17 protein-coding genes are annotated in these 18,696 nt (G+C 61.9%); 6 read left to right on the forward strand and 11 right to left on the reverse strand.

The window, feature by feature from the left end:
- The first annotated feature begins 55 nt into the window (after positions 1-55).
- The 4 genes from QMK47_RS15265 (at position 56) to QMK47_RS15280 (ending at position 4,715) form a co-directional block, all read left to right on the forward strand.
- On the forward strand, positions 56-1,435 hold the full coding sequence (locus QMK47_RS15265) for a UDP-glucose dehydrogenase family protein (protein ID WP_258687995.1): 1,380 nt from the start codon (positions 56-58) through the stop codon (positions 1,433-1,435).
- A gap of 176 nt (positions 1,436-1,611) precedes the next feature.
- The gene (locus QMK47_RS15270) at positions 1,612-2,319 is read left to right on the forward strand and encodes an HPP family protein (RefSeq protein WP_253474957.1); all 708 of its coding nucleotides are present in this window, start codon (positions 1,612-1,614) and stop codon (positions 2,317-2,319) included.
- A gap of 134 nt (positions 2,320-2,453) precedes the next feature.
- Entirely contained in the window at positions 2,454-3,560 is a 1,107-nt protein-coding gene (locus QMK47_RS15275; protein WP_214510371.1) for an enoyl-CoA hydratase/isomerase family protein, read from the forward strand.
- Positions 3,561-3,563: 3 nt separating this feature from the next.
- Positions 3,564-4,715 (forward strand): acyl-CoA dehydrogenase family protein, encoded by a 1,152-nt coding sequence (locus tag QMK47_RS15280; protein WP_003202007.1) that lies wholly within the window; start codon positions 3,564-3,566, stop codon positions 4,713-4,715.
- 394 nt (positions 4,716-5,109) lie between these two features.
- Here the strand turns inward: QMK47_RS15280 and QMK47_RS15285 are convergent, their stop codons facing one another.
- The 11 genes from QMK47_RS15285 to pssA all read right to left on the reverse strand — a co-directional run bounded on the left by QMK47_RS15285 (position 5,110) and on the right by pssA (position 17,128).
- Entirely contained in the window at positions 5,110-5,883 is a 774-nt protein-coding gene (locus tag QMK47_RS15285; RefSeq protein WP_003202009.1) for an enoyl-CoA hydratase, read from the reverse strand.
- Between the two features lie 13 nt (positions 5,884-5,896).
- Positions 5,897-7,024: an acyl-CoA dehydrogenase gene (locus tag QMK47_RS15290; protein WP_079303339.1), complete on the reverse strand. Its 1,128-nt coding sequence runs from the start codon at positions 7,022-7,024 to the stop codon at positions 5,897-5,899.
- A 9-nt stretch (positions 7,025-7,033) separates the two neighbouring features.
- Positions 7,034-8,224: an acetyl-CoA C-acyltransferase gene (locus QMK47_RS15295; RefSeq protein ID WP_320388642.1), complete on the reverse strand. Its 1,191-nt coding sequence runs from the start codon at positions 8,222-8,224 to the stop codon at positions 7,034-7,036.
- A gap of 12 nt (positions 8,225-8,236) precedes the next feature.
- Positions 8,237-8,998, reverse strand: coding sequence for an SDR family NAD(P)-dependent oxidoreductase (locus tag QMK47_RS15300; protein WP_214510368.1), 762 nt, complete (start codon positions 8,996-8,998; stop codon positions 8,237-8,239).
- A gap of 16 nt (positions 8,999-9,014) precedes the next feature.
- On the reverse strand, positions 9,015-10,679 hold the full coding sequence (locus QMK47_RS15305; RefSeq protein ID WP_320388644.1) for an AMP-binding protein: 1,665 nt from the start codon (positions 10,677-10,679) through the stop codon (positions 9,015-9,017).
- A gap of 261 nt (positions 10,680-10,940) precedes the next feature.
- A complete protein-coding gene (locus tag QMK47_RS15310) occupies positions 10,941-12,398 on the reverse strand; it encodes a glycosyltransferase family 39 protein (RefSeq protein WP_320390533.1) in 1,458 nt (485 codons plus the stop codon).
- A 67-nt stretch (positions 12,399-12,465) separates the two neighbouring features.
- Positions 12,466-12,759: a lipid-A-disaccharide synthase N-terminal domain-containing protein gene (locus tag QMK47_RS15315; RefSeq protein ID WP_092143294.1), complete on the reverse strand. Its 294-nt coding sequence runs from the start codon at positions 12,757-12,759 to the stop codon at positions 12,466-12,468.
- Position 12,760: 1 nt separating this feature from the next.
- Positions 12,761-13,504, reverse strand: a complete 744-nt coding sequence (locus QMK47_RS15320) for a glycosyltransferase family 2 protein (protein WP_214510366.1) — start codon at positions 13,502-13,504, stop codon at positions 12,761-12,763.
- Positions 13,505-13,536: 32 nt separating this feature from the next.
- The gene (locus tag QMK47_RS15325) at positions 13,537-14,508 is read right to left on the reverse strand and encodes an NAD-dependent epimerase (RefSeq protein WP_258688028.1); all 972 of its coding nucleotides are present in this window, start codon (positions 14,506-14,508) and stop codon (positions 13,537-13,539) included.
- A gap of 248 nt (positions 14,509-14,756) precedes the next feature.
- Positions 14,757-15,773 carry an AraC family transcriptional regulator gene (locus QMK47_RS15330; RefSeq protein ID WP_214510364.1) on the reverse strand — a complete coding sequence of 339 codons (1,017 nt, stop codon included), beginning with the start codon at positions 15,771-15,773 and terminating at the stop codon, positions 14,757-14,759.
- An 11-nt stretch (positions 15,774-15,784) separates the two neighbouring features.
- Positions 15,785-17,128 (reverse strand): CDP-diacylglycerol--serine O-phosphatidyltransferase, encoded by a 1,344-nt coding sequence (pssA, locus tag QMK47_RS15335; RefSeq protein WP_057450714.1) that lies wholly within the window; start codon positions 17,126-17,128, stop codon positions 15,785-15,787.
- A gap of 121 nt (positions 17,129-17,249) precedes the next feature.
- On the opposite strand from pssA, the gene QMK47_RS15340 reads away from it, so the two are divergent.
- The gene (locus QMK47_RS15340; RefSeq protein ID WP_253474980.1) at positions 17,250-17,813 is read left to right on the forward strand and encodes a TetR/AcrR family transcriptional regulator; all 564 of its coding nucleotides are present in this window, start codon (positions 17,250-17,252) and stop codon (positions 17,811-17,813) included.
- 45 nt (positions 17,814-17,858) lie between these two features.
- Positions 17,859-18,338: a DUF1348 family protein gene (locus QMK47_RS15345; RefSeq protein WP_046062452.1), complete on the forward strand. Its 480-nt coding sequence runs from the start codon at positions 17,859-17,861 to the stop codon at positions 18,336-18,338.
- Positions 18,339-18,696 lie beyond the last annotated feature (358 nt).

The following is an 18,696-nucleotide window of genomic DNA, read 5'->3' on the forward strand; positions in this document are numbered from 1 at the left end:
CGGCGAATGGCTGGTTGTGCATGTCGCCCGCTCGGAATGATCCAGGGAGTTCGCCATGAAAATCAGTGTATTCGGAAGTGGTTACGTAGGCTTGGTGCAAGCTGCCGTGTTGGCCGAAGTGGGCCATGACGTGGTGTGCATGGACATCGACGAGCGCAAGGTCGACAGCCTGCGCCAAGGCCAGGTGAGCATTTACGAGCCGGGCCTGGCCGCGCTGGTGCGTGAAGGCCTGGAGGCTGGCCGTTTGCATTTCACCTGCGACGAACAGCTCGCCGTGCAGCACGGCCAAGTGCTGTTTATCGCCGTGGGCACGCCTTCCCGGGACGATGGCAGTGCCGATCTGAGCCAGGTCCTGGCCGTCGGCGAGGCCGTCGCCCGCTACCGCGAGCAACCGCTCATTGTGGTGGAGAAGTCCACCGTGCCGGTGGGCACCGGCGACGTTCTGCGGGCGCACATCGACAAATGCCTGCTCAAGGCCAGTCGCCTGCTGCAGTTCGATATCGTCTCCAACCCCGAATTCCTCAAGGAAGGCTCGGCGGTCGCCGATTGCCGTCGTCCGGATCGCATCGTGATCGGCTGCGAGCGCGAGGAAGTGCGCGAAACCATGCGCGACCTGTACGCCCCGTTCAACCGCAACCACGACCGGGTCCTGTTCATGGACCTGCGCAGCGCCGAGCTGACCAAATACGCCGCCAACGGCATGCTGGCGACCAAGATCAGTTTTATCAACCAGATCGCCGAACTGGCCGAACACCTGGGGGCCGACATCGAGTCCGTGCGCCTGGGCATCGGCGCCGACTCGCGCATCGGCTATCACTTCATCTACCCGGGATGTGGCTACGGCGGCTCGTGCTTTCCCAAGGACATGCGTGCCCTGATCCACACGGCCGAGCAGGCTCATTGCTCCAGCGACCTGCTGCAAGCGGTGGAAGCCATCAACGGGCGGCAGAAACACAAGCTGTTCGAGCGGATCAACGCGTTCTACCAGGGCGACCTGCGCGGCAAGACCTTCGCCCTCTGGGGCCTGGCCTTCAAGCCCAATACCGACGATATGCGCGACGCACCGAGCCGCACCTTGCTGGAATCGCTTTGGGCCGCAGGTGCCAGCGTCCGCGCGTTCGACCCGGAGGCGATGCAGCAGACGCAATTGCTCTACCCCGACGAGCCCCGACTCATGCTGATGGGCACGCCGGAATCGGTGTTGCCGGGGGCCGACGCGTTGGTCATCTGCACCGAATGGCAGCCCTTCAAGGCGCCGGACTTCGACCTGATCCAGCAACGGCTCAAGGCCCCAGTGATTTTTGACGGTCGTAACCTGTTCGATCCGGAGCGCATGGACGACAAGGGTTTCACCTATTTTCCGATGGGTCGCGGGCAGTCGCGCAACCTGCCTATCGCCCAGCAAACGTGGTTCCCAGCTTCGAGAAGCGCGTGACCTGTGGCGTTACCTCAAAATTAATGCACTCAAGCAGCATTAATATGAATTTGTAAGCAAGGGTTGTGAACGGCACACTGTGCAGCGTTCCTCCCCCAACTGTTGGAACACTTAAAGGGCTTTCTGGGACCTCCCCGTAAGCCCCTTTTTTTGTTCGTTTTTTGGATTGTCGCTTAATGCTTTCTCGCTGGTTCCCCGCCGCTATCAATACCCGTCCCACCGAATGGAGCCGCGCCGCCATCGGCATGGCGCTGGGGACGATGTTCAGCGTCTGGCTCTGTGGCCAGGTATTCGGCCTTGAGGTGGCGCAACACCTGATCGGCCCGCTCGGCGCCTCGGCGGTGCTGTTGTTTGCGGTGTCATCGGGCGCCCTCGCCCAGCCCTGGTCGATTGTCGGCGGTTACCTGTGTGCGTCGGTCGTCGCGCTGCTGGTGGCCCATGTATTGGGTCGCACGCTGGGTAGCGCCTGCCTGGCGGCGGGCATGGCGCTGGTATTGATGTGCTGGCTGCGTTGCTTGCATCCACCGGCAGGCGCCCTGGCGGCGACGCTGGTACTGGCCGCCCCGTCTATCATTACCTTGGACTGGCAAGCCGTTGGCGCGGCGATGCTGGCCGGTTCCGGGCTGCTGGCCTTTGCCCTGGCCTACAACAACCTGACGCGGGTGCGCTATCCCAAGCGAGCCAGCGAACCGGTGGCCGTCATACCGGCTGACCACCCTCCCGTCGACCGCCAGGCAATCACCGCCGAAGACCTGAAACTGGCCTTGGCAGAAATGGAAGCATTCTTTGACGTCACACCGGAAGATCTCGAGCAATTGATCCACGTCAGCGAGCGAAATGCCAAGCGCCGCAGCATCGCGGAGGTTCTCTCTAGTCGCGGTTGAGCCTGTGGCTGCTATAAATATGCAGAAAGGACCTGCACGTATCCCGGTTGTGCAATGCAAATTTGCACTGGTACGATCCTGAATGGGTACGCGCGACACAATTCATAAAGAAGAATAAAAGCAGGGAGTTAGCGATGACAGCTCAGGTTTCATCACACGCTGCGGGAACCATCGAAACCGCGGCCTATGAGGTGCTGGTCGAAGTTCGCAATCACATTGGCCATTTGACCCTGAACCGCCCCGCCGGCCTCAATGCCCTCACCCTGGGCATGGTGCGCAGCTTGCAGCAACAACTCGATACCTGGGCTCTGGACCCACAGATCCGCGCCGTGGTGCTGCGTGGCGCGGGCGAGAAGGCGTTTTGCGCCGGCGGTGATATCCGTTCGTTGTACGACAGCCACAAGCAGGGTGACACCCTGCATGAAGACTTCTTCGTCGAGGAATACGCCCTCGACCTGACGATTCATCACTACCGCAAACCGATCGTTGCCTTGATGGATGGCTTCGTGCTGGGCGGCGGCATGGGACTGGCCCAAGGTGCCGACCTGCGGGTGGTGACCGAGCGCAGCCGCCTGGGCATGCCGGAAGTCGGCATCGGGTATTTCCCGGACGTGGGCGGCAGTTACTTCCTGCCGCGCATTCCTGGCGAACTGGGTATCTACCTGGGCGTCAGCGGCGTGCAGATCCGTGCGTCTGACGCCTTGTATTGCGGGCTGGCCGACTGGTATCTGGACAGTCGCAAGCTTGAACAGCTCGATGCGCGCCTCGATCGCCTGGCGTGGGGTGATACGCCACTCAAGGACCTGCAAAGCTTGCTGGCCAAGCTTGGTGTGCAACAGCTGCCTGCCCCGCCCCTGGCCGACCTGCGGCCAGCCATCGACCATTTCTTTGGCCTGCCCGACGTGCCGAGCATGGTCGAGCAGTTGCGCCAGGTCACCGTCGCCAACAGCCACGAATGGGCGATTAAGACCGCCGACCTGCTGGACAGCCGCTCTCCCCTGGCCACGGCCGTGACCCTGGAAATGCTGCGGCGCGGTCGGCATTTGAGCCTGGAAGACTGTTTTGCCCTGGAACTGCATCTGGATCAGCAATGGTTCGAGCGCGGTGACCTGATCGAAGGTGTGCGCGCCTTGCTGATCGACAAAGACAAGAACCCGCGTTGGAACCCGCCGACCCTGGAGGCGCTGGACGCTGACCATGTGGCGAGTTTCTTCGACGGCTTCGACGACCACGGGAACTGAGCCATGCATGACCTCGAACTGACCGAAGAACAAGTGATGATCCGCGACATGGCCCGGGACTTCGCCCGTGGTGAAATCGCCCCCCATGCCCAGGCGTGGGAAAAGGCCGGCTGGATTGACGATGGCCTGGTGGCGAAGATGGGGGAACTGGGCCTGTTGGGAATGGTAGTGCCGGAAGAATGGGGCGGTACCTACGTCGATTACGTCGCCTATGCCCTGGCCGTGGAAGAAATCTCCGCAGGCGACGGTGCTACCGGCGCACTGATGAGCATCCACAATTCGGTGGGTTGCGGGCCGGTGCTGAATTTCGGCACCGATGAACAAAAACAGACGTGGCTGGCCGACCTCGCCAGTGGCCAGGCCATTGGCTGCTTCTGCCTGACCGAACCCCAGGCCGGCTCCGAAGCCCACAACCTGCGCACCCGGGCCGAATTGCGCGATGGCCAGTGGGTCATCAACGGCGCCAAGCAGTTCGTCAGCAATGGCAAGCGAGCAAAACTGGCGATCGTGTTTGCCGTGACGGACCCGGAACTGGGCAAGAAAGGCATTTCGGCGTTCCTGGTGCCCACCGATACGCCGGGTTTTATCGTTGATCGCACCGAACACAAGATGGGCATCCGCGCCTCGGACACCTGCGCGGTCACCTTGAGCAATTGCACCATCCCCGAGGCCAATCTGTTGGGGGCTCGCGGTAAAGGCCTGGCCATCGCCCTGTCCAACCTGGAAGGTGGCCGCATCGGCATTGCTGCGCAAGCCTTGGGCATCGCCCGTGCTGCCTTTGAAGCGGCGCTGGCTTACGCGCGTGATCGCGTACAGTTCGACAAACCGATCATCGAGCACCAGAGCATCGCCAACCTGCTGGCCGACATGCACACCCGCATCAACGCCACCCGCCTGCTCATCCTCCACGCCGCCCGCCTGCGCAGCGCCGGCAAGCCGTGCCTGTCAGAAGCCTCCCAGGCCAAGCTGTTTGCCTCGGAAATGGCCGAGAAAGTCTGCTCCTCGGCCATACAGATTCATGGTGGGTATGGGTATCTCGAGGATTATCCGGTAGAGCGCTACTACCGCGATGCGCGGATTACCCAGATTTATGAAGGGTCGAGCGAGATACAACGCATGGTCATCGCCCGGGAGTTGAAACACTACCTGGTGTGATGGCTGTAAAAGCATCGCGAGCAAGCTTTGCTCCCACTGAATCTGTGCTGCACACAGAATACTGTGCCAGGTCACGGCCCCTGTGGGAGCAAGGCTTGCCCGCGATAGCGGTGTATCAGTCATTTATAGGCTGAATGTACCGCCGCCTTCGCGGGCAAGCCCAGCTCCCACAGGGTTTAGCGGCGCACACAAATGCTGCGTATCCCTCCGATCCCCTGTGGGAGCGAGCCTGCTCGCGATGGCGGTGTATCTGTCACTGAGATGCCGAATGTTCAGGCCCAATCGCGAGCAAGCTCGCTCCCACGGGGTTTGATGGCGCACACAAAGGCTGCATACACCCCAAATCCCCTGTGGGAGCGAGCTTGCTCGCGATGGCGTCAGTGAAAACGCCGCCTTACTTGTCCTGGAACTCCGCCGCACGCTTGGCTACGAATGCCGCCATGCCTTCCTTCTGATCCTGCGTCGCAAACGCCGCGTGGAATACTCGGCGCTCGAAGCGCACGCCTTCGGACAGGCTGACTTCAAAGGCGCGGTTGACGCTTTCCTTGACCATCATGCTGATGGGCACCGACTTGGAGGCGATCAACGCTGCAGTCTTCAGCGCCTCGTCCAGCAACTCATCGGCCGGCAGGATCCGCGCGACGATGCCGCAACGCTCGGCTTCCACCGCATCGATGAAGCGCCCGGTCAGGCACATTTCCATGGCCTTGGCCTTGCCCACCGCGCGGGTCAGCCGCTGGGTGCCGCCCATGCCTGGCAGCACGCCGAGGTTGACCTCCGGCTGGCCGAACTTGGCGTTGTCACCGGCCAGGATGAAGTCGCACATCAACGCCAGCTCACAGCCACCGCCCAAGGCAAAACCGTTCACTGCCGCGATGATCGGCTTGCGACGGTTGGCCACGCGGTCGCTGTCGCTGAACAGGTCGTCCAGGTAGATCTGCGGGTAGGTCAGCTCGGCCATTTCCTTGATATCGGCACCGGCGGCAAAGGCTTTTTTCGAGCCGGTCAGCACGATGCAGCCAATCTTCGGATCAGCCTCCAGGCTGTCCAGCGCCTGGTTCAGTTCGCTGACGATCTGCGCATTCAAGGCGTTCAATGCCTGGGGACGGTTGAGGGTGATCAGGCCGACGCGGTCCTTGATCTCCAATAAAATCGTTTCATAGCTCATGCAGGACTCCTGTTCAAAGATTGCGCGAAATGACCATGCGCTGAATGTCGCTGGTGCCTTCGTAGATCTGGCAGACCCGCACGTCGCGGTAGATGCGCTCCAGCGGGAAGTCGTTGAGGTAACCGTAGCCGCCCAGGGTTTGCAACGCCATGGAGCAGACTTTTTCAGCCATTTCCGAGGCGAACAGCTTGGCCATGGAGGCCTCCACCAGCGCCGGCTGGCCGCTGTCTCGCAGGGCAGCGGCGTAGTGCACCATTTGCCGGGCCACGGCGATCTGGGTCGCCATGTCGGCCAGGCGGAACGCCACGGCCTGGTGCTCGATGATCGGCTTGCCGAAACTGGAGCGTTCCCGGGCATAGTCCCGCGCCGCCTCGAACGCCGCGCGGGCCATGCCCACCGCTTGCGCCGCGATGCCCACGCGCCCGCCTTCCAGGTTCGCCAGGGCGATCTTGTAGCCCTCGCCCTCCTCACCCAAGCGATTACCCACCGGCACCTTCACATCCTCGAAGAGGATCTGGCAGGTGTCGGAGGCGTGCTGGCCAAGTTTGTCTTCGACCCGGGCCACGCTGTAGCCCGGCGAATCGGTCGGCACGATGAATGCACTGATGCCACGCTTGCCTGCGCTCGGATCGGTCACCGCAAACACAATCACCACCCCGGCATTCTGCCCGGACGTGATGAACTGCTTGCAACCGTTGAGCACGTAATGATCACCCTCCAGCCGCGCCCGCGTCTTGAGGCTGCTGGCGTCCGAACCGGCCTGGGGCTCGGTCAGGGCGAAGGCGCCAAGCATCGCGCCACTCGCCAGGGGCGTGAGGAATTTCGCCTTCTGCTCATCGTTGCCGAACTTGAGGATCGGCACGCAGCCCACCGAGTTGTGCACGCTCATGATGGTCGAGCACGCGCCGTCGCCAGCGGCGATTTCCTCCAGGGTCATCGCGTAGGCCAGGTAACCGGTGTCACAGCCGCCCCACTGCTCCGGCACCAGCATGCCGAAGAAGCCCAGCTCGGCCATTTCACCAATGGCTTCCCGGGGGAAACGGTGCTCGCGGTCCCATTCGGCGGCGAACGGTTTCAAGCGTTCCTCGGCGAACTGCCGGGCCATGTCGCGGATTTGGGTCTGTTCTTCAGTCGGGAGCATGGTGATTCCTTAATACAGGCATTCGACGGCCATGGCCGTGGCTTCGCCGCCGCCGATGCAAATGGCCGCAACGCCGCGCTTGAGGCCCTTCTGACGCAGGGCCGAGAGCAAGGTCACCAGGATCCGTGCGCCAGACGCGCCAATCGGGTGGCCCAGTGCACAGGCGCCGCCGTGGACGTTGACCTTGTCATGGGCAATCTCCAGCTTGTCCATGGTCACCAGCCCTACCACGGCAAAGGCTTCGTTGACTTCGAACAGGTCGACTTGATCCAGCGACCAACCGGTTTTCTGCATCAGTTTCTTCACGGCGCCAATCGGTGCGGTGGGAAACAGGCTCGGAGTATCGGCAAACGCCGCGTGACCGTGAATCACCGCCAAGGGCTTGAGGCCACGCTGGGCAGCCTGGCTCTGGCGCATCAGCACCAGGGCAGCGGCACCATCGGAAATGGAACTGGCGTTGGCCGCCGTCACCGTGCCGCCCTCGCGAAATGCCGGCTTGAGCGAGGCGATCTTGTCGATCCGTGCTTTCGGCGGCTGCTCGTCGTGGCGCACGGTCACTTGCTCCTTGCCGACCATGATCTGCAACGGCACGATCTCGGCGTCGAAACTGCCATCCTTGATCGCCTGCTGGGCGCGGGTGGTGGATGCAATGGCGAAGGCATCCTGGGCCTCGCGACTGAAGCCATTGGCCTCGGCGCAATCTTCGGCGAAAGTGCCCATCAGCCGACCTTTGTCGTAGGCGTCTTCCAGGCCGTCGAGGAACATGTGGTCAAGCACCCGGCCATGGCCCATCCGGTAACCGCTGCGAGCACGATCGAGCAGGTACGGCGCGTTGGACATGCTCTCCATGCCGCCGGCCACCACTACTTCGGCGCTGCCGGCGATGAGCATGTCATGGGCAAGAATCGCCGCTTCCATGCCCGAACCGCACATCTTGTTGAGCGTGGTGCAGCGGGTCGACTTGTCTAGCCCGGCGCCCAGCGCGGCCTGACGCGCCGGTGCCTGGCCCAAGCCTGCGGCGAGTACACAACCGAACAGCACTTCTTCAACCGCGTCGGGTGCGATGCCGGCTCGCTCCACGGCGGCCTTGATGGCGGCGGCACCCAGCTGCGGGGCGCTGAGGCTTTTCAGTTCGCCCTGGAAACCGCCCATGGGGGTGCGGACGGCGCTGACGATGACAATAGGATCGTTGGACATCATGAATCCTCCTGATTATTTGGCTGCCATACGCAAGGCACCGTCGAGACGGATCACCTCGCCGTTGAGCATGCTGTTTTCAATGATATGCCTGACCAGCGCCGCGTACTCGGAAGGTTTCCCAAGGCGTGGCGGAAACGGCACGCCGGCGGCCAGGGAATCACGGACTTCCGGGGTCATGCCGGCCATCATCGGGGTCTCGAAGATCCCTGGCGCAATAGTCATCACCCGGATACCGAAACGCGCCAGCTCGCGGGCGGCCGGCAACGTCAGGCTGGCGATGGCGCCTTTGGATGCCGCATAAGCCGCCTGGCCGATCTGTCCATCGAAGGCCGCCACCGACGCCGTATTGATGATCACCCCGCGCTCGCCGTCGGCGTCTGCCTCGGTTTCGGCAATGGCCGCAGCCGCCAGGCGCAGCAGGTTGAAGCTGCCGATCAGGTTGACGTTGATCACCTGGCTGAAGCTGGCCAGGGCGTGGGGACCGTTCTTGCCGAGGATCTTCTCGCCGCGCACGATACCGGCGCAGTTCACCAGGCCATTGAGACCGCCGAACGCATCGACCGTGGCCTTGACCGCCGCTTCAGCCGCCGTTTCGTTGCTGATGTCGGCCACCACGCTCTGGCAACCCAGTTTTTGCGCCTGGGCGGCCACGGCGTCGGCGTTGAGGTCCACCAGCATCACTTTGGCGCCGGCCTTGACCAGCATTTCACCGGTGGCCGCACCGAGGCCGGAAGCACCGCCGCTGACGAGGAAAATCTTGTTGTCGATCTGCATCATGGTTTCCTTGGATTCAAGCTGAAACGTTGGACGCCACGGCCTCTTGAGCCTTGGCGATTTCCTGGTTGCGCAAGATAAAGCGCTGCAATTTGCCGCTCGGGGTTTTCGGCAAGTCGCTGACAAATTCGATTTCACGGGGATAGGCATGGGCCGCCAGGCGCTTGCGCACATGCAGGCGCAGCTCTTCGGCCAGCTCCGGTGAGGCACGGAATTGCGCGCTGAGCACCACGAAGGCCTTCACCAGCTCGGTGCGTTCCGGATCGGGCTTGCCGATCACCGCCGCTTCCACCACGGCCGGGTGTTCGATCAGTGCGCTTTCCACGTCGAACGGACCGACCCGGTAGCCGGAGGTGGTAATCACGTCGTCGCTACGGCCCACGAAGCTGATGCTGCCGTCGGGGTTCAGCTCCACGGTGTCGCCGCTCAAATAGTAGTCACCGACGAAGGCCTTGGTCGGCCCGCCTTCGTAACCGGCGAACCAGCACATGGGCGATTGACTGCGATCCAGCGCGAGAATGCCCGGCTGGCCTACGCCCAGCTCGCGCTGATTTTCATCCAGCACCACGATCCGATGGCCTGGCGAGGCAAAACCGGCCGCGCCCAGGTGCACCGGATGTTCCAGCCCATGGTGGTTGCACAGCACCATGCCCAGTTCGGTCTGGCCGTAATGGTCGTGGATCACCACGTTCAGGTTATCGGCGAACCAACGGATCACCTCCGGGTTCAACGGCTCACCAGCGCTGCTGACGATGCGCAGCTTGCCCTTGATCGAGCGGGCAAACTGCTCGCCACCGGCGATCAACAGGCGATAGGCCGTGGGCGAGCCGGTCAGGTTGGTGATGCCGTATTTATTGATGACCCGGCAGGTGCTTTCCAGGGTGAACGGGCCATCGTAGAAGGTAATCGGATGCCCCATGGCCAGCGGCCCGGTCACGCCAAAATAGATGCCGTAGGCCCAGCCCGGGTCGGCGACGTTCCAGAAGGCGTCTTCAGGGCGCAGGCCTACGGCGTCACGGGTGTAGCTCTGGAACGCCACGATGGCCTTGAGCGGCACCGACAGCGCCTTGGCAGGTCCCGTGGTGCCGGAGGTGAACATCAGCAGGAACGGGTCTTCGCCGGTGAGCATCAGCGGTTCGCACTGGCTGGAGTGGTTCGCCACTTCGGCCCAGAAACTGTAGTCACCGCGCACGATGCCCTGGCCCTTTTCGCCGCCGACCGTGACGATGGTGGGGCAACCGGCGACTTCGTCGAGCTTGGGACGGTTGACCGCATCGGTGACGACCAAGCGCGCGCCCGAGCTGCCGAGGCGGTGCTCGATGGCCTTGGGCCCGAATGCGGTGAACAGCGGTTGATACACCGCCCCAATGCGCCAGGTGGCGAGTACCACGATCAACAGTTCAGCGGTGCGCGGCAGCAGGCCGGCCACTTTGTCGCCCTTGCCGATGCCTTGGGCCCGCAGGAAGTTGGCGAACCGCGCGGCGTTGTCCTGCAGGTCACGGTAAGTCCAAGTCGCATCGCTGCCGTCACGGCCCTCCCAGAACAAGGCGATGCGCCCTGGCAACGCATGCCGGTCGCAACACTCGACGCAGGCATTGAGCGCCTCGAGCGAGCCGTGCAGTGCGGTGTTGACAGTGTGCAGGTAATCGAACTGCGAAGTGGCGGACGAATAATCGCGCATGACCAGCATCCCTCTGTGGTTTTTATTGGTTGGGGGAACCGTAATAGCAGGCAAATACTCGCGCCGAAGGGCTGTGGCGGCAATGGTCAAAGCTTTCAAGTTGCTTGACTGGTTTGGCCATGGTCCGAGGGATGTGTTGTCAGTACGGCCGCCATCGCGAGCAAGCTCGCTCCCACAGGGTGTTTGGGCGGTCACAAAGTCGAGGCCCCCCACCAATCCCCTGTGGGAGCGAGCTTGCTCGCGATGGCGGTGGTTCAGCCGCTACAAGGGTTGCTGCCAGGCAAACGAATACACCTTCTCCGGCGCTGGCGACTGGCAGCGCTGGTTGTCCGCATCAGCCCCCACCAGGAACCACTCGGCTCTTGAGGTATCGCCGACCCGGCGAGCCTTTTGCGGGTCGTAACAGCGGGCCAGGTCCCGAGCGGGCACCAGGGCGAAGGCCTGGGGGTGGCTGCGCAGCCAGGTGGCGGATTGTTCCAGGGAGTTGCCGTTATAAAAGCCGAAATGCACGATGGGTTGCTGGGCGAACAGCCAATGCCCCTCACGCCACCCCACAAGCACCAACTCGGCATTTGAAGTCATCCCGGCGACATCGCGCATCAAGGTCTGGTGGGGGTTGATGCCTTCCTTGTGGGGCTCGATAAAACCGCGCACAAACCAGGCACACAGCCACAGCGCAGCCAATACGTTGAAGACCACCCTGCCCCTCGGTCGCGCGCCAAACCAGCGGCGCAGCATCCACGGCACAAGCGGCGCCACCACCAGAATCAACGCGGGTAACGCGGGAAAGATATACAGCTTGCGTTTGCCGCTGCTCAGGCTAAAGAACACCAACACCAGCAGTACCCAACCGAGCAGCACCAACACCCGACCGTCGTGCTTGAGCAGTTGTTTACGCCAGGCCGGCACCAGCCAGGGGAGCATGAACACAATCGGCAGCCAGTACTTCGGAATCACCTGGACGAAGAAATACCAGAATGGCTCGCGATGCTCCCATGCGTTGGCATAACGCCCAGCGGTCTGCTTGAACAGGATTTCCTGGGCGTACGCCAGGCTGTCGGCACTGCCCTGCGCCACAATCATCAGCAAAGGCCCCAGCCATAACGCGATGGCGGCCAATGCTACGACCAGCCCCAGCCACCAGCGTCCCGCCTGGCCAGGCATGGCCACCACCCCTTTCCAACCTTTGCGCAGCGCATAGGCGTAGGGAATCAGCAGTAGCACCGGCAGAAACCCCACGCCTTTGCTGATGATCCCCAACCCCATCGCCGCGCACGCCACGTAGTACCAACGCCAGGCCGGGCCGAGCAGCATGTGCCGGCACAGGCCATAGATCCCCAGGATGGTCCAGAGCGCAAGGAAACCATCGATCTGCCCGGTGCGCAGGATGCTGTAGGTCTGGTAAGTCGCGAGAAACAAGAGCGCCGCGATCACCCCAACACGCCGTCCCCACAAACGTCGGCCCAGGTCATACAGACACGCAGTGGTGACGGCGCCTGCCAGCAGCGCGGGCAAGTACAGGGCAACTTTGGGCAGGTGGGTCTGTTGCACGAACAGCGCCACCGTCCACATGAACAGCGGCGGCTTGTCGGCGTAGATTTCACCGGCACGATGGGGAATGAACCAAGAGCCGTTCTGCAGCATCTCCAGGGCAACGCCAAGGAAGCGCTCCTCATCGACGTTCATCGGTTGGCGCCAGCCCAGGCCCGCGCCCACCATGATCAAGGCCAATACCACAAACGCCAGGAGCTCGAGCCGCGAGGAAGATAATCGTATCCGCACCGTCTCAGCCCTTCTTGGCCAGTTCGGGGTTTTCCTGCTCATGATGCTTGGCGATCAACTGCAAATTGCGCAGGTAAACGATAAAGCCGAAGGACTGGCCGACAATGAACACCGGGTCTTCGCGGTAGATGGCATAGGCCAGCAACAGCGCGCTGCCGATGATGCTCAGGTACCAGAAGCCCACGGGAATCATGCTGCGCTTCTTGTATTCGCTGTACAGCCATTGCAGGGCAAAACGCCCGGTGAATGCCAATTGACCACCGAAGCCAACGGCCAACCACAACGATTCTCTGCCCATTTCAAACCTCGGTTTCTTGTGCGTTGACGTCCAGGCGGGTGCGCTTGATCAGCCACCACACCCCGAACAGATCGACAATGCCCACCAGCGCCCGGTCCAGGTTGCCGTAGTTGGACACCCCGGCCCCGCGCTCACGGTGATTGACCGGTTGAACCAGCATCCGGCCGTTGTGACGGCGGATCAGCGCCGGAATAAAACGGTGCATGTGATCGAAATACGGCAGACGCAGAAACGCCTCGCGCTCGATCAACTTGATGCCGCAACCGGTATCGGGCGTCTGGTCCTTGAGCAGGCTGGCGCGCAATTTGTTGGCAAATCGCGAGGCCCAACGCTTGCTCGCCGTGTCCCGGCGATTGACGCGATGCCCTGCCACCAGCTTGACGCCCGCGGGGGTGCCTTCGGAGCCGCGCACCAGGTCGAGCATTTTCGGCAGGTCGGCCGGGTCGTTCTGACCGTCGCCGTCCAGGGTTGCCAACCAATGCCCGCGTGCCACTTCAGCGGCGTGGTAGATCGAGGTGCTCTGTCCGAGGGAACGGGTGTGGCTGAGCACTCGCAACTGCTGGTAGCCGCTGCCTTGCAGCGTCCGCAACTCAGCGGCGGTGGCGTCGGTACTGCCATCGTCGACCACGATGACTTCAAAAGCCTCGTCGACCAGCGCCGCACGTACTTCTTCCAGCAATGGAATGAGGTTGCCTGCTTCGTTCTTTGCCGGAATCAGGACCGACACATAAGGGGTTTCGTGCATGACGCTCCAGTAAAAAGCTGAGGAATGAGGGGTTAAACGCGGTAATACGCGCGGTACCAATCGACAAACGACTGCACACCGACGGGCACTGCGACCTGTGGGCGAAACCCCACCCGCTCCTCCAGTTCGCGAGTGTCCGCCCACGTGTCGACCACGTCGCCCGATTGCAACGGCAAGAAATTCTTTATCGCGCGGGTGCCCAGCGCCTCTTCAATGCACTCGATAAACTGCAAAAGCTTCACCGGTGAGCCGAAGCCGATGTTGTAGACCTTGTTGCGCACGCCGCTCTCATCGGTCGGCGGCAGCGGTATCAGCCGCACGAGGCCCTCGACGATGTCGTCGATATAGGTGAAATCGCGAGACATCGCGCCATCGTTGTAAACGTCGATGGCGCGCCCATTGAGGATCGCATCGGTGAATTTGAACGGCGCCATGTCGGGCCGTCCCCAAGGCCCATACACGGTGAAAAACCGCAGGCCGGTGGTGGGAATGCCATAGAGATGCGAGTAAGCGTGGGCCATCAGTTCATTGGCGCGCTTGGTCGCCGCATAGAACGATACCGGCTGATCGACGGGGTCGGTGGTGGCATACGGCAGGCGGTCGTTCAAGCCATACACCGAACTGCTCGAGGCGAAAATCAGGTGCGCCGGCCGATGGGCACGGCAGGCTTCCAACACGTTGAGGAAACCTACCAGGTTGCTTTGCGCATAAACGTCCGGATTGTCGATCGAATAACGCACGCCGGCTTGAGCCGCGAGGTGGACGACCTGGTCGAAGGCATGTTCGGCAAACAACTCCAACAGTGCCTGTTTGTCTGCCACATCCAGCAACTGAAAGCGGAAATCGCGGCATTCGGCCAACTGAGCCAGTCGTGCCTGTTTCAGCTCGACGCTGTAGTAGCTGTTGAGGTTGTCGATGCCAATGACCTGATGGCCATCGCTGCACAGCCGCTTGGCGGTATGAAATCCGATGAACCCTGCGACGCCGGTGACCAGTACTCTCATACGCGGCCAAAAACGGTCATTTGCATACATTACCCTGATGGATGGCCCGGCTTTTCCGGGGCCTGCACAGGCTTGTATCAGAAATAAATGACGGTTTTATGAGCGTAGCGAAAACCCCTGTGGGAGCGAGCTTGCTCGCGATAGCGGTGGCTCAGCCGCCTCTTCATCGACTGCCAGCCCCTCATCGCGAGCAAGCTCGCTCCCACAGCGGGCTTGGGTAGGCACAAGATTGGAGGCCAGCCGATGGGTCAATCAGGGTCGTTGAGAATCAGGCTGCGATAATGCCCCGGGTTGGACCCGGACCATTTGCGAAACGCCTTGTAGAAGGAGCTGGCATCGGCAAAACCCAGGCGCGAGGCGATTTCGACGAAACTGATGGAGGGCTCGGCCAGCCAGGTGATCGCCAGATCCTTGCGCACGCTGTCCTTGAGGCCCTGGTAAGTCTGGCCCTCCTCCGCCAGGCGTCGGCGCAGGGTGGACGCGGACACGCACAGCTGCTGGGCCAGGGCCTCGGTTTCCGGCCACTGTTCGGCAGGCAACTGCCGCAGGTCGTGCCGGATACGGCTGGCCAGGCTTTGCGGGTTGCGATACTTGACCAGGATGTTGGCCGGGGCCTGGGCCAGGAAGCGCTTGAGCTCATCAGCGTTGCGCCTGATCGGCAGGTCGAGGCATTCGGCGGCGAAAATCATTCGGGTGCGAGGCCGGTCAAAACGCAGGTTCTGGGAAAACATCACCCGATAGTCGTCGCAGAAATCCGGCGCTGGGCAACGCAGTTCGACGGAAAGAATGGGAATGCGCCGCCCGGCCAGCCAGCAGGCCACGCCATGGACGATCATCCAGTAGGTGAAATAGGTAAAGGCCCGGCGCGGTTCCTGATCGTCTTCCAGCAGCACGATCTCCGCCAGGCTTTGCTGGCGCACCCATTGGGCCGGCAGGTGTTCGAGCATCAGCGACAGAAACCCCAGCCCCGCCGTCAAGCCGCTCGCCAGCGTGGGCTGGGCCATGGCGCACTGGCAGAGAAACGCCAGGCTGCCAGACTTGAGCTTGCGCGGGTCCATGCCAAAAAACTCGTCATCCAGGCGCCGGGCGAGCAAACGCCAGAGCCGCGCATAGGCATGGGCCGGGACCCGTGCCTGGGCGTCGTCGAGCAACGCGGGATCGATGCCCACCTTGCTCAATACCTCATCGGTAGCCGCTCCGGGGGCGCAGCTTTGCAGCAGCGCCTCACGCACCAACTGAATGGAGATGGTGTCTTTTTTCGACATGGCGCGGGTGTTCACAGGATCCGGTAAAGCAGCCGTTCTATCCGCACCCGGCTGACCCGTTTCAGGAACCTGGCCACGGCGTCGGGGTAATCCGGCAGGGTTTCCAGGTCCAGGTAACGTTCGATCCGGCGGGTGTGGCGGTAGATCTGTTCAAGCTCGGCCTGGCGCGGCGCCAGCAACTCGCCCTTGGGGTCATCCAGCAACAGCGCGTTTTCCAGGTCCAGGCGAAAGGCCCGCGGATTGAGGTTATTACCGGTCAGCAAGGTGTAGCGCTCGTCGATCCACATGCCCTTGAGGTGATAGGTGTTGTCCCCGTCACGCCACAAGTGCAGGTTCAATTGACCGCTGTCGATAGCGCGCTGATGCCGTTTGGCGAAGCGTCGCAAGCTGATTTCGTAGAGGTATGGCAGCGCCGCGATGATCTTGAACGGCTCGCTTGGCGGAATGTAGAAGTCGTTGGCGGTCTTGTCGCCGACGATGATGTCGATCTTGACCCCACGGGCCAAGGCGCGATTGAGCTCCCGGGTCACCGCCAGGGGCAGGTTGAAATACGGTGTGCAAATGGTCAGTTGCTGGCGACTGCTGGCGATCAGCTCACCGATCACCCGGCTCAGCGGATTGTTCTTGCCCACGCCCAGCAACGGGCTTACCGACAGGCCACTCTTGTCGAGGCTGCCAACGCTGGTGTCATAGGTCGCGTACTTGAGGCGACTGCGCAGGTCGCCGATGTCCTTGCGCAAACTGCGGGTGCTGGGCAGGTTCGGCAGGTCCAGGCGGTGCACAGCCCTGGAGGTGACCAGGCCGTGCTGCACCAGGTGATGCATCGAATCGGCCAGTGCCGTGTTCTGCAGCAGGTGATAGCGGTCGTAGCGGTATTTGTCGAACTTGTGCAGGTAGACGTTATTCAGGCTGGCGCCGCTGTAGAGCACACAGTCGTCAATCACGAAGCCTTTCAAGTGCAGCACGCCGAACAGCTCGCGGGTCTGCACCGGCACGCCGTAGATCGGCACTTCACTGGCATGGATGCGAGTCTGTTCCTGGTACCACGCCGAGTTGCCCGGCTGCTTCTTGGCGCCGATCAGCCCGCGCTGGGCCCGCAGCCAGTCCACCACCACGACCACATCCAGTTCCGGACGCGCGGCCTTGGCGGCATGCAGGGCATCGAGGATTTCCTGGCCGGCCTCGTCCTGTTGCAGGTACAGCGCGACGATGTAGATGCGCTGGGTGGCCTGGGCGATTTTCTCCAGCAGGCAACGGCGGAATTGGGCAGCGCCATCGAGGATGGTCACCGCGTCGGCGGTCAGTGCAAAGCTGCGCAGCTTGGGCAGCAGGGAGCGTTTGAAAAGCGACGGCATAGGGCTCGCAAAAGGTCGATTCCGAAGAACGGATGAGCTTACACCATGGATGGGTTTGGGTCTTCCTGTCCTCAAGAAAAAATGACTTGACCAAGGAGAACGATCATTCTACTTTTGTTTCATGAACGAAATCACTGGTAATGAAACACGAGACATCATCCTCGATGTCGCTGAAAAGTTGATCTATAAAAGTGGCATCGCCGCCACCGGCATGGACCTTCTGGTAAAAACCGCCGGCGTCTCCAGGAAAAGTGTCTATCGCTACTTCGCCAACAAGGACGACCTGATCGTCGCCGCCCTCAGGCGGCGGGACGAACGCTGGATGCACTGGTTCTGCACCGAAGTGGACAAGGCGCCGACCCCGACTGCACGGCTGCTCAACCTGTTCACCGTGCTCAAGGGCTGGTTCGACAGCGAAGGTTTCCGCGGCTGCGCATTCATCAACACCAGTGGCGAAACCGGCGATCCACAGGATCCGGTCCGCCAGGTGGCGAAGCTGCACAAACAGAAGTTGCTCGATTACGTAACCCGGCTGTGCGTCGAACAAGGTGTCCAGAACCCGGACGCACTGGCCCGCCAACTGCTGATTCTGATTGACGGCGCCATTACCGTGGCGCTGGTCATGGGCGACCACAGCGCGGCTGACGACGCCCAGGACTTGCTCGAAAAACTGCTGCACGCCTGACCTGTTGAACCCTTGTGCAATTCGTCAATTCACTGGAGATCCGCCATGTCTGCCTCTTCCGAAGTTCGTCCGCCGTTGCCGCCGTTCACTCGTGAATCGGCGATCGAGAAAGTTCGCCTGGCCGAAGACGGCTGGAACTCTCGTGACCCACAGAAAGTATCCCTGGCCTACACGCTGGATACTCAATGGCGTAACCGCGCCGAATTCGCCCATAACCGCGAGGAAGCCAAGGCATTCCTGACCCGCAAATGGGCCAAGGAGCTGGATTATCGGCTGATCAAGGAGCTCTGGGCCTTCACCGATAACCGCATCGCCGTGCGCTACGCCTACGAATGGCACGACGACTCGGGCAACTGGTTCCGTTCCTACGGCAACGAAAACTGGGAGTTCGATGAGCAAGGCCTGATGTACAACCGCTATGCCTGCATCAACGACATGCCGATCAAGGAAAGCGAGCGCAAGTTCCGCTGGCCGCTGGGCCGCCGGCCGGACGATCATCCGGGGTTGTCTGAGTTGGGGTTGTAACGCTTTCGACTGAACCACCGCCATCGCGAGCAAGCTCGCTCCCACATTGGATTTCAGCGAATACACATGGTGTGTCCGACATGGATCCCCTGTGGGAGCGAGCCTGCTCGCGATGGCGGTCTGACTGAGTACATATCCATTTATGCGGTGACGGCGGCTTAGGGTTCCGCCCTTACGGCGGGTCACTTTTGGAAGAGCCGGGAGCCGGACCAGCCAAAAGTAACCAAAAGCGCTTTGCCCCACCACTTGGCACCTCGCCTAGGCTCGGTGTGCCCGAGATCAACGTCCACGCCGAGGCGGCCTAGTAGCCGACCTGGTTCTTCCGGTCGTACTCCAATCCCATTGTGGGAGCGAGCTT

This window comes from Pseudomonas sp. P9_35 (assembly GCF_034008205.1).
Classification (GTDB): domain Bacteria; phylum Pseudomonadota; class Gammaproteobacteria; order Pseudomonadales; family Pseudomonadaceae; genus Aquipseudomonas; species Aquipseudomonas kilonensis.